Origin of the sequence: Jiangella muralis, assembly GCF_001270745.1 — a bacterium.
GTDB classification, from domain to species: Bacteria; Actinomycetota; Actinomycetes; order Jiangellales; family Jiangellaceae; genus Jiangella; species Jiangella muralis.
Genome location: NZ_LFXL01000026.1, coordinates 161,346 through 176,938, shown reverse-complemented (window position 1 = coordinate 176,938; position 15,593 = coordinate 161,346). Strand labels below are relative to the sequence as shown.

Annotated in this window: 9 protein-coding genes; 2 read left to right on the top strand and 7 right to left on the bottom strand. The window is 68.6% G+C overall.

The window, feature by feature from the left end:
* Positions 1-235 precede the first annotated feature (235 nt).
* The 5 genes from tuf to ACW62_RS22185 form a co-directional block, all read right to left on the bottom strand.
* Complete coding sequence (tuf, locus tag ACW62_RS22205; RefSeq protein WP_053206288.1) at positions 236-1,432, bottom strand: elongation factor Tu; 1,197 nt, start codon at positions 1,430-1,432, stop codon at positions 236-238.
* A 117-nt stretch (positions 1,433-1,549) separates the two neighbouring features.
* Entirely contained in the window at positions 1,550-3,655 is a 2,106-nt protein-coding gene (fusA, locus tag ACW62_RS22200) for an elongation factor G (RefSeq protein ID WP_053206287.1), read from the bottom strand.
* Between the two features lie 51 nt (positions 3,656-3,706).
* Positions 3,707-4,177, bottom strand: a complete 471-nt coding sequence (gene rpsG / locus ACW62_RS22195; protein ID WP_046772613.1) for a 30S ribosomal protein S7 — start codon at positions 4,175-4,177, stop codon at positions 3,707-3,709.
* Complete coding sequence (gene rpsL / locus ACW62_RS22190) at positions 4,177-4,551, bottom strand: 30S ribosomal protein S12 (RefSeq protein ID WP_026877502.1); 375 nt, start codon at positions 4,549-4,551, stop codon at positions 4,177-4,179. Before rpsL ends, rpsG begins: the two co-directional genes overlap by 1 nt.
* A gap of 563 nt (positions 4,552-5,114) precedes the next feature.
* Positions 5,115-5,873 carry a hypothetical protein gene (locus ACW62_RS22185; RefSeq protein ID WP_157574908.1) on the bottom strand — a complete coding sequence of 253 codons (759 nt, stop codon included), beginning with the start codon at positions 5,871-5,873 and terminating at the stop codon, positions 5,115-5,117.
* A gap of 216 nt (positions 5,874-6,089) precedes the next feature.
* Between ACW62_RS22185 and ACW62_RS22180 the strand changes: the two genes are divergently transcribed.
* Positions 6,090-7,004, top strand: a complete 915-nt coding sequence (locus tag ACW62_RS22180; protein WP_053206285.1) for an ADP-ribosyltransferase domain-containing protein — start codon at positions 6,090-6,092, stop codon at positions 7,002-7,004.
* Entirely contained in the window at positions 6,971-7,126 is a 156-nt protein-coding gene (locus ACW62_RS34270; protein WP_157574907.1) for a hypothetical protein, read from the top strand. Before ACW62_RS22180 ends, ACW62_RS34270 begins: the two co-directional genes overlap by 34 nt.
* A 55-nt stretch (positions 7,127-7,181) precedes the next feature.
* On the opposite strand, the gene ACW62_RS22175 is transcribed toward ACW62_RS34270, so the two are convergent.
* Entirely contained in the window at positions 7,182-11,096 is a 3,915-nt protein-coding gene (locus tag ACW62_RS22175) for a DNA-directed RNA polymerase subunit beta' (RefSeq protein ID WP_053206284.1), read from the bottom strand.
* Positions 11,097-11,184: 88 nt separating this feature from the next.
* Complete coding sequence (gene rpoB, locus ACW62_RS22170) at positions 11,185-14,655, bottom strand: DNA-directed RNA polymerase subunit beta (protein WP_053206362.1); 3,471 nt, start codon at positions 14,653-14,655, stop codon at positions 11,185-11,187.
* Between the last annotated feature and the right edge of the window lie 938 nt (positions 14,656-15,593).

Sequence of the window (15,593 nt, the reverse complement as noted above, 5' to 3'; positions counted from 1 at the left end):
TGTCGCGCCACGCGGCAGATAAATGCCACAACGAACACGCTGATCATCGGGGTTTGACGGCCGGACCAGCCACACCGGAACGGCGCGGCTCCAGCCCTATCGGAGTTCTTCGTCACGAGCGCACAGCGCTGACGTCGCCCTCCGCCGAGCAACCTGAACAGTATGCCAGATCAGATTGGCTGAGGCCAATCGCGGTACGAGGGGCGGCCGGGCGGCCGCCCCTCGCAATGTCGAACTACTTGAGGATCTTGGTGACGTTGCCGGCACCGACGGTCCGGCCACCCTCGCGGATGGCGAACTTCAGGCCCTCTTCCATGGCAATCGGCTGGATCAGCACGACGGACATGCTGGTGTTGTCGCCCGGCATGACCATCTCGGTGCCCTCGGGCAGCGTGACGACGCCGGTGACGTCCGTGGTCCGGAAGTAGAACTGCGGACGGTAGTTGTTGAAGAACGGCGTGTGCCGGCCACCCTCGTCCTTGGACAGGATGTAGACCTGCGCCTCGAAGTCGGTGTGCGGCGTGTTGGTGCCGGGCTTCACCGCGACCATGCCGCGCTCGACGTCCTCGCGCTTGGTACCGCGCAGCAGCAGGCCGACGTTCTCGCCCGCACGCGCCTCGTCGAGGGTCTTGCGGAACATCTCGACCGCGGTGACCGTGGTCTTCTGCGCCGGGCCGGGACGGATGCCGACGAGCTCGATCTCCTCGTTGGCCTTCAGCACACCACGCTCGACGCGGCCGGTGACGACCGTGCCACGACCGGTGATGGTGAAGACGTCCTCGATCGGCATCAGGAACGGCTTCTCGATGTCGCGCACCGGGTCCGGCACGTTCTCGTCGACGGCCTCCATGAGGTCCTCGACCGACTTGACCCACTCGGCGTCGCCCTCGAGCGCCTTCAGCGCCGAGACCTTGATGACCGGGACGTCGTCGCCGGGGAACTCGTACTCGGAGAGCAGTTCGCGGACCTCGAGCTCGACGAGCTCCAGGATCTCCTCGTCGTCGACCATGTCGGCCTTGTTCAGCGCGACCAGGATGTACGGCACGCCGACCTGACGGGCCAGCAGCACGTGCTCCTTGGTCTGCGGCATCGGGCCGTCGGTGGCCGCGACCACGAGGATCGCGCCGTCCATCTGCGCCGCGCCGGTGATCATGTTCTTGATGTAGTCGGCGTGACCCGGAGCGTCGACGTGCGCGTAGTGACGCTTCTCGGTCTGGTACTCGACGTGCGCGATGTTGATCGTGATACCGCGCTGCTTCTCCTCCGGCGCCTTGTCGATGTCGTCGAACGGAGTGGCCTCGTTCAGCTCCGGGTACTTCTCATGCAGCACCTTGGTGATGGCAGCCGTGAGCGTGGTCTTGCCGTGGTCGACGTGACCGATCGTGCCGATGTTGACGTGCGGCTTGTTCCGCTCGAACTTCGCCTTAGCCACTGTGTGGTCCTCCTGTGGACTTCGTACGTTGCCGATCCCCCGCCTGTGCGGTGTGTTCGGCCGTGTTTCTCGGTCGGGATTGCTCGTTACTTCGGGCCGGGTGAAGACCCGGAGAGATTACTCTCCCCGGACCTTCTTGATGATCTCTTCCGCCACGTTCCGGGGAACCTCGGCGTAGGAGTCGAACTGCATCGAATAGCTGGCCCGGCCCTGGGTCTTGCTGCGGAGGTCACCGACGTAGCCGAACATCTCCGACAGCGGGACCAGCGCCTTGACGATGCGCTGGCCAGCACGCTCCTCCATGGCCTGAATCTGGCCACGGCGGGAGTTGAGGTCTCCGATGACCTCGCCCATGTAGTCCTCGGGCGTGGACACCTCGACCTCGAACATCGGCTCGAGCAGCACCGGGTCGGCGCGCCGAGCAGCTTCCTTGAACGCCATGGAACCGGCGATCTTGAACGCCAACTCCGAGGAGTCGACGTCGTGGTAGGCGCCGTCCTTCAGCGTCACCTTCACGTCCACCAGCGGGTAGCCGGCGACGACACCGAACTCCATGGCCTCCTGCGCGCCCGCGTCGACCGACGGGATGTACTCCCGCGGGATGCGGCCACCGGTGACGGAGTTCACGAACTCGTAGCCGCCATCACCCTCGCCGCCCGTGGGCTCGATGTCGATGATGACGCGGGCGAACTGGCCGGACCCACCGGTCTGCTTCTTGTGGGTGTACTCGACCTTCTCGACCTTGCGGCGAATGGTCTCGCGGTAGGCGACCTGCGGCTTGCCGACGTTCGCCTCGACCTTGAACTCCCGCTTCATGCGGTCGACCAGGATCTCCAGGTGCAGCTCGCCCATGCCGGAGATGATCGTCTGGCCGGTGTCCTCGTCGGTGCGGACCTGGAACGTCGGGTCCTCGTCGGCGAGGCGCTGGATGGCGGTGCCCAGCTTCTCCTGGTCGCTCTTGGTCTTCGGCTCGATGGCCACCGAGATGACCGGCGCCGGGAACTTCATCGACTCCAGGATCACCGGCTGGGCCGAGTCGGACAGGGTGTCACCCGTCGTGGTGTTCTTCAGCCCCATGACGGCGACGATCTGGCCGGCGCTGGCCTTCTCGATCTCCTCACGCTTGTTCGCGTGCATGCGGTAGATCTTGCCGATGCGCTCCTTGTTGCCCTTGGTGCTGTTCAGCACCATGGTGCCGGTGGTCAGCGTGCCCGAGTAGACCCGGACGAACGTGAGCTTGCCAAGGTGCGGGTCGGCCATGATCTTGAACGCCAGCGACGACAGCGGCGCGTCCTCTTCCGGCGCGCGCGTGAGGATCTCCTCCTCGTTGTCCATCGCGTGGCCCTCGACGGCGCCGACGTCGACCGGCGACGGCAGGTAGCGCACGACGGCGTCGAGCATGGGCTGCACGCCCTTGTTCTTGAACGCCGAGCCGGTGAGCACCGGGGTCAGGTTGCCCGCGATGGTGGCGCGGCGGATCGCGGCGATCAGCTCGTCGCGGCCGGGCTCCTTGCCCTCGAGGTACAGTTCCATCATCGCCTCGTCGTTCTCGGCGATGGTCTCGAGGAGGCGGTCGCGCCACTCCTGGGCGGCCTCGGTGTGGGTGTCGGGGATGTCGACGGTGTCGTACATCTCGCCCAGCGGGGTCTCGGCCGACCAGAGCATGGCCTTCATGTCGACGAGGTCGACGAGGCCGCGGAAGTCCGCCTCGGCACCGATCGGCAGCTGCAGCACCAGCGGGGTGGCCTTGAGCCGCGACACGATCATGTCGACGCAGCGGTGGAACTCGGCGCCCGTGCGGTCGAGCTTGTTGACGAAGCAGATGCGCGGGACACCGTACTTGTTGGCCTGATGCCAGACGGTCTCCGACTGCGGCTCGACGCCGGCGACGCCGTCGAACACGGCAACCGCGCCGTCGAGGACGCGCAGCGACCGCTCGACCTCGACGGTGAAGTCGACGTGGCCGGGAGTGTCGATGATGTTGATGGTGTGGTCGTCCCACTCGCAGGTGGTCGCGGCAGAGGTGATGGTGATGCCGCGTTCCTGCTCCTGCTCCATCCAGTCCATGGTGGCTGCGCCATCGTGGACCTCACCGATCTTGTAGTTGATCCCGGTGTAGTACAGGATCCGCTCGGTGGTGGTGGTCTTACCGGCGTCGATGTGGGCCATGATGCCGATGTTGCGGACCTTGGCCAGATCGAGCTTGCGGAGGTCGGTCGCCATGTGCGTGCGTTCGCTTCCTTATATGCGGTCTCGTCGACTCGGCGCCAGCGACTACCAGCGGTAGTGCGCGAAGGCCTTGTTCGACTCGGCCATCTTGTGGGTGTCCTCGCGACGCTTCACACTGGCGCCGAGGCCGTTGGAGGCGTCGAGGATCTCGTTCATCAGACGCTCCGTCATGGTCTTCTCACGACGGGCACGGGAGTAGCTGACCAGCCAGCGCAGGGCCAGCGTGGTGCTGCGGCCGGCGCGCACCTCGATGGGCACCTGGTAGGTCGCGCCACCGACACGGCGGCTGCGGACCTCGAGGGTCGGCTTGACGTTGTCGAGCGCGCGCTTCAGCGTGACGACGGGGTCGGTGCCGGTCTTCTCGCGGGCGCCCTCGAGCGCACCGTGCACGATGCCCTCGGCGATGGACTTCTTGCCGTCCTCGAGCACCTTGTTGACCAGCTGAGTGACCAGCGGCGACCCGTAGACCGGGTCGACGACGACCGGCCGCTTCGGGGCGGGACCCTTGCGGGGCATCAGCTCTTCTCCTTCTTCGCGCCGTAGCGGCTGCGCGCCTGCTTGCGGTTCTTGACGCCCTGCGTGTCGAGCGAACCGCGGATGATCTTGTACCGGACACCCGGGAGGTCCTTCACACGGCCGCCGCGCACGAGCACCATCGAGTGCTCCTGCAGGTTGTGACCGACACCGGGGATGTACGCGGTGACCTCGATCTGGCTGGTCAGCTTGACACGGGCAACCTTCCGAAGAGCCGAGTTCGGCTTCTTCGGCGTGGTGGTGTACACGCGCGTGCACACGCCGCGACGCTGCGGGCTGCCCTTGAGCGCCGGGGTCTTGTTCTTGGCGACCTTGTCCTGGCGGCCCTTGCGGACCAACTGCTGGATCGTAGGCACTACGTCTCCGTGTCCTCTGCTCGTCGAACTGCCTCGACTGGTGGTTTCCGGGGATCACACCGGTCGCTCGCCTGGCGTCTGCGCAGGTGGGAGGCGCCTTACGGCGACCCCCGCGGTCGGGCGTGTCGGCCCGGTCCCACGCCGCACGATCAGGCTCCCGATCGATGTGGTCCGTTGATCTGTCCGGTATGCGCCGACTCTGCGGCCAGGCGCGCCGGATTGCCCGGAGCAGTCCAGGCACGGAGACTGAGGTTACCCGGTCGAGGGTACCCAGGTCAAAGTGATGCCGCGGCTCGACGGGGGGACGTCAACCGACGATAACGCACCGGTCTCGCCCGCGTCACGGCCCCACGCCGGACGGCCGACTGCACCGGGCCCCTTCGCGGTCCCGGTCTGGTGCGCCTTCACTCCCCTGCTGCGGGCCGTGTCCCGGCTGGTGGCTGCCTTGGCCCGGCGTGGCCCGGGGTGGACGACGTGGCCGGCGGCCGGGTGAGACTATTGCCAGCCTAGCGGTGCGTCCCTCCGCCTGGCCGCCGGGGCCACCGTCGAGGCCGAGTACGCCGTCAGCAGCGGTAGCCGCCGTCGGCGAGGCCGGCCTCACGTTCGAGCGGATGATCGCACGGCTTGCGTGGATCGTGCCTGATGACGTACTCCCAGATGAACCGCGCGTAGCCGTACCGCGCCCACTGCTCGGAGTGCACCCGTTCGTGCCGCAGCAGCCGCGCCAGGCTCGGCGCGCCCGACCCGGGCGGCCGCCTGCCGGATTCCACCGTCGTCCGCGCCACCTCGACCGGATCGTCGAACGAGCCGTTGACCAGGTAGATCTCGCCCCAGGTGGTGCCGCCGCGGGAGGCGAACCAGTCGATGACGTTGGGGACCGACCGCAGCGCGCGGCGGCCGGCCACCGCCATCATCGTCCCCTCGGGCGTGGCCACCAGGGCACCGCGCTTCACCGCCGTGCCGGCGTCGCCGCGGTTGAGGCCGAACAGGCCGGTGTAGGACCAGCGGTTGCGCTGGCGGCGGGGGTCGGTGCTGCCGGGCCGCCCGCCGTTGAGCAGTTCGGTGAGCCGGGCCAGCTCGCGGGCCCGCCGGGCGTCGTCGATGAGGACGTACGGGCGGTCGTCGGGGCCGCGCCAGACCGTGCGGCCGGTCAGCGGGGCGAACGTCGCCGCGCTGACGCCCTCGTGCCGCGCGACGTCGACGACCTCGGGCGGGGTGCGGCCGGACGCGAGCGTCCAGCGGATCCACTCGCGGTACCACTCGTCCGGTGTGCCGTCGATCAGCCCGGCGTCGCGGAGCAGCGCGACGGTCGGCTCGGTCATCGGCGTCTCCTCTGACGGCGACGTGGACGGCGCCGCGAACGGCGACATGAACGGCGACGTGGACATGGCCCGCCCGGCTGGGAGGGAGTCCCACCCTACGGGCGGGCACCGACACCCGGCAGCGATCGACGGCGTTCGGCGGCCCGACGTCGGCAGAACGAGATCGATCTCCGGGGCGTTGTCACATTCGGGGTCCGCGAACGACCCATAGGAAGTGTGGTCCTCTCCTCCTCCGCGCGACCCATCCGGTCCGCCGCCCGCCGGCTGGCGCAGCTGCCCGGCGAGGTTCACGACGCCACCGGCGCGCTCGCCGCGGCGGTGCTGTCGCACGTCCGCATCGTCGAACGGCGGGCCGGACCGGCGCTGTCACCGTCCGAGCAGCACGCCGTCCGCGGCGCCGCCGGGGCGATGCGACGGGCGCTCGCCGCCGCCGACGACGCACTGACGCTGGCGGCCTGGTCCGCGGCCGCCGAGGCCGACGCGCTGCTCCGGCCCACGCCGACGCCGCTGCCGCCGCTGCCCGCACCGGCCCCAGCACCGGCAACGGCTCCGGCTCCGGCTCCGGCTCCGGCTCCGACACGAGCAACGACAGCGACGCCGGCGACGTCGCCGCTCGAGCGGCTGACGTCCGCACAGTGCTGCGCGCTGCACCACTACACGACCGTCGAAGGGGCCGGTGAGCTGAACGCGTACCTGCGCCGCCCCGCCGACGTGCCGGCGAAACGGCGGGCGGAGCTGCGGCGGCTGGTCGACGACGCGACGGCGGGGCTGGCGGCGTTGCCCCCGTTCACCGGCCTCGCCTACCGCGGCACGTCGCTACCGGCGGCGCAGCTGCGGCGATGGCGTCCGGGCGTCGTCGTGGCGGACCGCGGGTTCGCCAGCGCGTCGGCCAGTCCGTCGGTGGCCGACGCGTTCCGGGGCGGCGGCAACGCGTTCATCACCGTCGTCGGGCACAGCGGCGCCGACATCCGGGCGCTGTCGTCGTTCCGGCACGAGGCCGAGGTGCTCTACCCGCCAGGCACGCGGTTCCGCGTCGTCGACCGGTCGTGGGACCATCGGCGCGAGTGCTGGAGCTTCCTGATCGAGGAGGTCACGTCATGCGCTTCGACCGCACCGTCTACGACCGGCTGAGCGACGCCGAGAAGGCCGCCTATGCCCGGGCGGCGGCCCAGGACGACAACGAGACGCCGCCGGACGGCATCGCGCCGGAGAAGGCCGAGAGCCACGAGGGCTTCGAGATCGTCGAGGAATGACGACGGCGCCGCCACCCGCGAAGGGTGACGGCGCCGCCGCTCAGTGACGCCGGACTCAGTTGTTGTACGAGCCGAAGTCGTAGTCCTCCAGGCGCACGGCCTCGCCGGACCCCTGGCCGAACTCGTAGTCGGAGTAGTCGGCGCCGTAGTCGACCATGGAGTACATGGCCGCCTTGGCCTCCTCGGTCGGCTCGACCCGCAGGTTGCGGTAGCGGGGCAGGCCCGTACCGGCCGGGATCAGCTTGCCGAGGATGACGTTCTCCTTCAGGCCGATCAGCGGGTCGGACTTGGCGTTGATGGCCGCCTCCGTGAGCACCCGCGTGGTCTCCTGGAACGACGCCGCCGACAGCCACGAGTCGGTGGCCAGCGACGCCTTGGTGATGCCCATCAGCTGCGGACGACCCGAGGCCGGCTGACCGCCCTCGGCGACCGCACGCCGGTTCTCGTCCTCGAACCGCGACCGCTCGACCAGCTCGCCGGGGAGCAGGTCGGTGGTGCCGCTCTCGAGCACGGTGATCCGGCGCAGCATCTGCCGCACGATGATCTCGATGTGCTTGTCGTGGATCGACACACCCTGCGACCGGTAGACCTCCTGGACCTGGTCGGTCAGGAAGACCTGAACCGCCCGCTGGCCCTGGACCCGCAGCACGTCGTGCGGGTCGGCCGTACCGGAGTGCAGCAGCTCGCCGACGTCGACGCGGTCGGCCTCCTGCACACGCCACTGGGCGATGCCGGGGGCGCGCCGGTTGGTCCACTCGAACACACGCCGCGACAGCGGGAACGACTGCTCCTCGCCGCCGTCGTCGGGGACGACGACCGCGTGGGCGCCCTTGGCGTCCTCCTCGATGCGGACCCGGCCGGACGACTCCGAGAGCGGAGCCTTGCCCTTCGGGGCGCGCGCCTCGAACAGCTCGACCACACGCGGCAGACCGTGCGTGATGTCCTCACCGGCGACACCGCCGGTGTGGAACGTCCGCATGGTCAGCTGGGTGCCGGGCTCGCCGATCGACTGGGCGGCGATGATGCCGACCGCCTCGCCGACGTCGACGAGCTTGCCCGAGGCCAGCGACCGGCCGTAGCACATGGCGCAGACGCCGGTCTTGCTCTCGCAGGTCAGGACGCTGCGGACGCGGACGTTCTCGACGCCCGCGGCCACCAGGCGGCCGATCTCGACATCGCCGAGGTCGTCGCCGGCCGAGGCCACCTTGGTGCCATCGGGCGCCACGACGTCCTCGGACAGCGAGCGCGCGTAGACCGAGGTCTCGACGTGCTCGTCGACGACCAGCCGGCCGTCGGCGCCGGTGGCGGCGATGGGCAGCGACAGACCACGCTCGGTGCCGCAGTCGACCTCGCGGATGATGACGTCCTGCGAGACGTCGACCAGACGACGGGTCAGGTAACCGGAGTCGGCGGTCCGCAGCGCGGTGTCGGCCAGACCCTTCCGGGCGCCGTGCGTCGAGATGAAGAACTCGACGACGGACAGGCCCTCGCGGAAGCTCGCCTTGATCGGCCGCGGGATGGTCTCACCCTTCGGGTTGGCGACCAGGCCGCGCATACCCGCCAGCTGGCGGATCTGCATCCAGTTACCACGGGCACCGGAGGTGACCATGATGTTGATGGCGTTCTCCGACGCGAACGACGCGCGCATGGCGACGTCGACCGCGTTGGTGGCGTCGGTCCAGATGTCGATGAGCTCCTCACGCCGCTCACCGTCGGAGATGACGCCGCGGGCGAAGTTGCGCTCGACCTTCTCGGCCTTCGCCTCGAAGCCCTCCAGGATGGAGGCCTTCGTCGGCGGCGGCACGACGTCGTCGAACGAGACCGTGACGCCGGACCGGGTGGCCCAGTGGAAGCCGATCTCCTTCAACGCGTCCAGCGTGGCGGCCACCTGGATCTTCGGGTACCGCTCGGCGAGGTCGTTGACGATGCTGCCGAGGCGCTTCTTGTCCACGACGGCGTCGACGAACGGGTAGTCCAGCGGCAGCGCCTCGTTGAACAGCGCCCGGCCCAGGGTGGTGCGCAGCGTCAGCGGCTGGCCCGCCTCCCAGTCCTCCGGGGTCTCGTAGCCGGCCGGCGGCACGACGTCGTTCACCCGGATGGTGATCGGCGCCTGCAGCGACAGCTCACCGCGGTCGAACGCGGCGATGCCCTCGGCGACGGACGAGAACGCCCGGCCCTCGCCGGCCTGATCGGGCCGGTCGGAGGTCAGGAAGTAGATGCCCAGCACCATGTCCTGCGTCGGCATGGTGACCGGCCGGCCGTCGGCCGGCTTGAGGATGTTGTTGCTGGACAGCATGAGGATGCGGGCCTCGGCCTGCGCCTCGGCGGACAGCGGCAGGTGCACGGCCATCTGGTCGCCGTCGAAGTCGGCGTTGAACGCCGTGCAGACGAGCGGGTGGATCTGGATGGCCTTGCCCTCGATCAGCTGCGGCTCGAACGCCTGGATGCCCAGACGGTGCAGCGTCGGCGCCCGGTTCAGCAGCACCGGGTGCTCGGCGATGACCTCTTCGAGGACGTCCCAGACGACCGGGCGAGCCCGCTCGACCATGCGCTTCGCGCTCTTGATGTTCTGCGCGTGCGAGAGGTCGACCAGCCGCTTCATGACGAACGGCTTGAACAGCTCGATCGCCATGCCCTTCGGCAGGCCGCACTGGTGCAGCTTCAGCTGCGGGCCGACGACGATGACCGAGCGGCCGGAGTAGTCGACGCGCTTGCCCAGCAGGTTCTGCCGGAACCGGCCCTGCTTGCCCTTGAGCATGTCGGAGATCGACTTGAGCGGGCGGTTGCCGGGACCCGTGACGGGACGGCCGCGGCGGCCGTTGTCGAACAGCGCGTCCACGGACTCCTGGAGCATCCGCTTCTCGTTGTTGACGATGATCTCCGGCGCACCGAGGTCGAGCAGCCGCTTGAGGCGGTTGTTCCGGTTGATGACGCGACGGTAGAGGTCGTTGAGGTCGCTGGTCGCGAACCGGCCACCGTCGAGCTGCACCATCGGGCGCAGGTCCGGCGGGATGACCGGGACGGCGTCGAGCACCATGCCGCGCGGGTCGTTCTTCGTCGTCAGGAACGGCGAGACGACCTTGAGCCGCTTCAGCGCACGGGTCTTCTTCTGGCCCTTGCCGTTGCGGATGAGGTCGCGCAGCTTGTCGGCCTCGGCCTCGAGGTCGAAGCCGTCGATGCGCTCCTTGATGGCCTGCGCGCCCATGCCGCCGCGGAAGTACTGACCGAAGCGGTCGCGCATCTCGCGGTACAGCAGCTCGTCGCCCTCGAGGTCCTGGACCTTGAGGTTGCGGAAGCGGTCCCACACGGCGTTCAGCCGGTCGATCTCGGCGTCGGCGCGCTTGCGCAGCTGGCTCATCTCGCGCTCGGCCGACTCCTTGACCTTGCGGCGTGCGTCGCCCTTGGCGCCCTCGGCCTCGAGCTCGGCGAGGTCGGCTTCGAGCTTCTTGGCGCGCGTCTCGATGTCGGCGTCGCGGCGCTGCTCGATCTGCTTGCGCTCGACGTCGATCTGGCCCTCGAGCGAGGAGAGGTCGCGGTGCCGCGCCTCCTCGTCGACCCAGGTGATCATGTAGGCGGCGAAGTAGATGACCTTCTCGAGGTCCTTCGGCGCGAGGTCGAGCAGGTAGCCCAGCCGCGACGGCACACCCTTGAAGTACCAGATGTGCGTGACGGGGGCGGCCAGCTCGATGTGGCCCATCCGCTCGCGGCGCACCTTGGCGCGCGTGACCTCGACGCCACAGCGCTCACAGATGATGCCCTTGAAGCGGACCCGCTTGTACTTACCGCAGTAGCACTCCCAGTCGCGGGTCGGGCCGAAGATCTTCTCGCAGAAGAGCCCGTCCTTCTCCGGCTTCAGAGTGCGGTAGTTGATGGTCTCCGGCTTCTTGACCTCACCGTGCGACCACCCGCGGATGTGTTCGGCGGTCGCGAGGCCGATGCGTAGCTCGTCGAAGAAATTGACGTCGAGCACGTGTGTCCTTCTCTCGCTCAGATGTTTCAGGTCTGTGGTGGCTGGCGGGAATGGGAGGCCGGCTCAGCGGACCGGCCTCCCACCACCGTCAGACCTCTTCGACGCTGCTCGGCTCGCGCCGGGACAGGTCGATTCCGAGTTCTTCAGCCGCGCGGAAGACGTCTTCGTCGGTCTCCCGCATCTCGATCTGCGACCCGTCACTGGAGAGCACTTCGACGTTGAGGCACAACGCCTGCATCTCCTTGAAGAGCACCTTGAACGACTCGGGGATACCCGACTCGGGGATGTTCTCGCCCTTGACGATGGCCTCGTAGACCTTGACCCGGCCGGGGACGTCGTCGGACTTGATGGTGAGCAGTTCCTGCAGCGCGTAGGCGGCGCCGTAGGCCTGGAGCGCCCAGACCTCCATCTCGCCGAAACGCTGGCCACCGAACTGCGCCTTACCACCCAGCGGCTGCTGCGTGACCATCGAGTACGGGCCGGTCGACCGGGCGTGGATCTTGTCGTCGACGTGGTGGTTGAGCTTCAGGATGTACATGTAGCCCACCGCCACCGGCTTCGGGAACGGCTCACCGGACCGGCCGTCGAACAGGTTGGCCTTGCCGTCGCCGCCCACCAGGCGGACGCCGTCGCGGGTCTTGGTCGTCGACCCGAGCAGGCCGGCGATCTCGTCCTCGCGCGCACCGTCGAAGACCGGCGTGGCGACCTTGGTGTCCGGCGGCGCCTCGGCGGCGCCGATGCCGCGCAGCCGCGTCTTCCACTCCTCGTCGTCGCCCTCGACCTCCCAGCCGGTCTTGGCCACCCACCCGAGGTGGGTCTCCATGACCTGGCCGAGGTTCATGCGGCTCGGGACGCCCAGCGGGTTCAGCACCATGTCGACCGCGGTGCCGTCCTCGAGGAACGGCATGTCCTCGACCGGGAGGATCTTGGCGATGACGCCCTTGTTGCCGTGCCGGCCGGCGAGCTTGTCGCCGTCCTGGATCTTGCGCATCTGAGCGATGTAGACGCGGACCAGCTGGTTGACGCCCGGCGGGAGCTCGTCGCCCTCGTCGCGGTCGAACACCCGGACGCCGATGACCTTGCCGGACTCGCCGTGCGGCACCTTCAGCGAGGTGTCGCGGACCTCGCGCGCCTTCTCACCGAAGATCGCGCGGAGCAGCCGCTCCTCCGGGGTCAGCTCGGTCTCGCCCTTCGGGGTGACCTTGCCGACCAGGATGTCGCCGTTGGTGACCTCGGCGCCGATGCGGATGATGCCGCGCTCGTCGAGGTCGGCCAGCACCTCGTCGGAGACGTTCGGGATGTCCCGCGTGATCTCCTCGGGGCCCAGCTTGGTGTCGCGGGCGTCGACCTCGTGCTCCTCGATCTTGATCGAGGTGAGGACGTCGTCCTGGATGAGCCGCTGCGAGATGACGATGGCGTCCTCGTAGTTGTGGCCCTCCCACGACATGAACGCGACCAGCAGGTTCTTGCCCAGCGCCATCTCACCGAGCTCGGTGGACGGGCCGTCGGCGATGACCTGGCCGGCCTCGATGCGCTGCCCTTCGTCGACGATGGGCCGCTGGTTGATGCACGACCCGGCGTTGGAGCGGCGGAACTTGGCCAGCTGGTAGGTCTGGTAGGTGCCGTCGTCGGCCATGACGGTGATGTAGTCGGCCGACAGCTCGGTGACCACACCGCTCTTCTCGGCCAGGATGACGTCACCGGCGTCCTCGGCCGCGTGCGACTCCATGCCGGTGCCGACCAGCGGCGACTCGGACCGGAGCAGCGGCACGGCCTGGCGCTGCATGTTCGAGCCCATGAGCGCGCGGTTGGCGTCGTCGTGCTCGAGGAACGGGATCATGGCGGTGGCCACGGACACCATCTGCCGCGGCGAGACGTCCATGTAGTCGACCTCGCCACCCGGCACGGTCTCGATCTCGCCGCCGCGCTTGCGCACCAGCACCTTGTCCTCGGCGAACCGGCTGTCATCGGTCAGCGGCGCGTTGGCCTGCGCGATGACGCGGCGGTCCTCCTCGTCGGCGCTCAGGTACTCGATGTCGTCGGTGACCAGACCGTCGATGACCCGGCGGTACGGCGTCTCGATGAAGCCGAACGGGTTGATGCGCCCGTAGGTGGCCAGCGAGCCGATGAGGCCGATGTTCGGGCCCTCAGGGGTCTCGATGGGACACATGCGGCCGTAGTGCGACGGGTGGACGTCGCGGACCTCCATGCCGGCCCGCTCGCGGGACAGACCACCCGGACCCAGCGCGTTGAGCCGGCGCTTGTGCGTCAGCCCGGCCAGCGGGTTGGTCTGGTCCATGAACTGCGACAGCTGGGACGTTCCGAAGAACTCCTTGATCGCGGCCACGACCGGCCGGATGTTGATCAGCGTCTGCGGTGTGATGGCCTCGACGTCCTGCGTGGTCATGCGCTCGCGGACGACGCGCTCCATGCGGGACAGACCGGTGCGGACCTGGTTCTGGATCAGCTCGCCGACCGTGCGGATGCGGCGGTTGCCGAAGTGGTCGATGTCGTCGACCTCGACCGGCACGGTGTTGTCGCCGGTCGTCAGCTCCGTCTCGTTGGCGTGCAGCCGCACGAGGTAGCGCAGTGTGCCGACGATGTCGTCCATGGTCAGCGTGCTCTGGTCGAGCGCGAGGTCGACGCCGAGCTTCTTGCCCAGCTTGTAGCGGCCGACCCGGGCGAGGTCGTAGCGCTTCGGGTTGAAGTAGGCGTTCTCGAGCAGCTGCTGCGCGGCCTCGCGCGTCGGCGGCTCGCCCGGACGCATCTTCCGGTAGATGTCGAGCAGCGCTTCGTCCTGGGTGGTGGTGTGATCCTTCTCCAGGGTGGCGCGCATCGACTCGTAGTCGCCGAACTCCTCGAGGATCTGCTCGTTCGTCCAGCCCATGGCCTTGAGCAGCACCGTGACGTTCTGCTTGCGCTTGCGGTCGAGGCGGACGCCGACCATGTCGCGCTTGTCGATCTCGAACTCCAGCCAGGCGCCCCGCGACGGGATGACCTTGGCGGTGTAGATGTCCTTGTCGGACGTCTTGTCGAGCGACCGCTCGAAATACAGGCCCGGCGACCGCACCAACTGCGACACGACGACGCGCTCGGTGCCGTTGACGATGAAGGTGCCCTTGGGGGTCATGAGCGGGAAGTCGCCCATGAACACGGTCTGGGACTTGATCTCGCCGGTCTCGTTGTTGATGAACTCGGCGGTGACGAACAGCGGCGCGGAGTACGTGAAGTCGCGCATCTTGCACTCGTCGATGCTGTTCTTGGGGTCCTCGAAGCGAGGGTTCGAGAACGACAGCGACATGGTCGCCGAGAAGTCCTCGATGGGGCTGATCTCGTCGAGGATCTCCTGCAGGCCCGACGTGGTGTTGACGTCGGTACGCCCCGCGGCCTCGGCAGCGGCGACCCGCGCCTGCCAGCGCTCGTTACCGAGCAGCCAGTCGAAGCTGTCTATCTGGAGGGCGAGAAGGTTCGGAACGTCGAGAGGTTCGCGAATCTTGGCAAAAGAGATGCGACGCGAGACATTTGGGCCAGCAGTGGTGGTGGGCGTGACGGCCAACAGGGGTCCTTCCGAGGGCACACGGTCGGAGTGCACGCGCAGTCCTCAACCCAAGCGGGCAGCATCGGCGAAGGGCAGCGCAAAGCTGCAGTCTAACCCAATGGGCACACTGCTGTCGAGTGGTCAGCCACTCCGCGCTTCCTTCTGTCTCGCATCCCCCACCCCACTGCCCGATCAGCATCTCGTCAGGAGCCGCCCCACGTCAAGCACCGACGCCCCCCATATCGCCGACTTGGCACCTGAAATGCCACATTCGCCGTGCTCAGCGGCCGATCAGTGACTCATCCGAACGTACGATCCAGTGGCGCGCCAGGGGTCCGGAGCCGGCCGGCACGACTGGATGACCTGCTCGGGTGGCGCGGGCGGGACTCGGCGAAGTTCGCTGTGGGCGAACGGGCTGGCGTTGATTCCCAGTTTCCGGACGGGTCCGCACCGTTCGCCGTGGTGCTGGGGTTCGCCGCTTTGCGGCCGTTCGCCGCTTTGCGGCAGTGGGCCGTCCCCCTGCTGCCCATTTTCTCAGCCGCGGCACCGCGCCTAAAGCGGACTGATGGCGCTTCGCGCGGCGATGACCGCTTGACCCGCGGCACCGCGGCCAAGAACGGGCAGCTATCAGGGGGACGGGGGGAGTGTGGCGACGGTCCGCCGGGGCGGGGTCCTGGTCTGGTGTGACGTCCTGGTCTGTCGTCGCGTTCTATGGCGGGTTCGGGGCTGATGGCGTGACTGGGGACCAGGACGTGACGGCAGACCAGGAGGCCCACGGCGCATCGGGCGCGGGCTGGGCCCAGACTCCCCCCGTCCCCCTGATAGCTGCCCGTTCTTGGCCGGGAGTGCGCGGGTCAAGCGGTCACCCCACGCGCGAAGCGCCACTCGGGTCCGCTTGAGGCGCGTGCTCCCGGCTAAGAAAATGGGCGCCAGGGGGACGGCCAACCTGCGGACCACGG

What these genes read in the sequence shown, in the direction of transcription:
- fusA (WP_053206287.1), bottom strand. Translation starts at nt 3,655, where the DNA reads ATGGCGACCGACCTCCGCAAGCTCGATCTGGCCAAGGTCCGCAACATC.
- rpsG (WP_046772613.1), bottom strand. Translation starts at nt 4,177, where the DNA reads ATGCCCCGCAAGGGTCCCGCCCCGAAGCGGCCGGTCGTCGTCGACCCG.
- ACW62_RS22185 (WP_157574908.1), bottom strand. Translation starts at nt 5,873, where the DNA reads ATGACCGAGCCGACCGTCGCGCTGCTCCGCGACGCCGGGCTGATCGAC.
- ACW62_RS34270 (WP_157574907.1), top strand. Translation starts at nt 6,971, where the DNA reads ATGCGCTTCGACCGCACCGTCTACGACCGGCTGAGCGACGCCGAGAAG.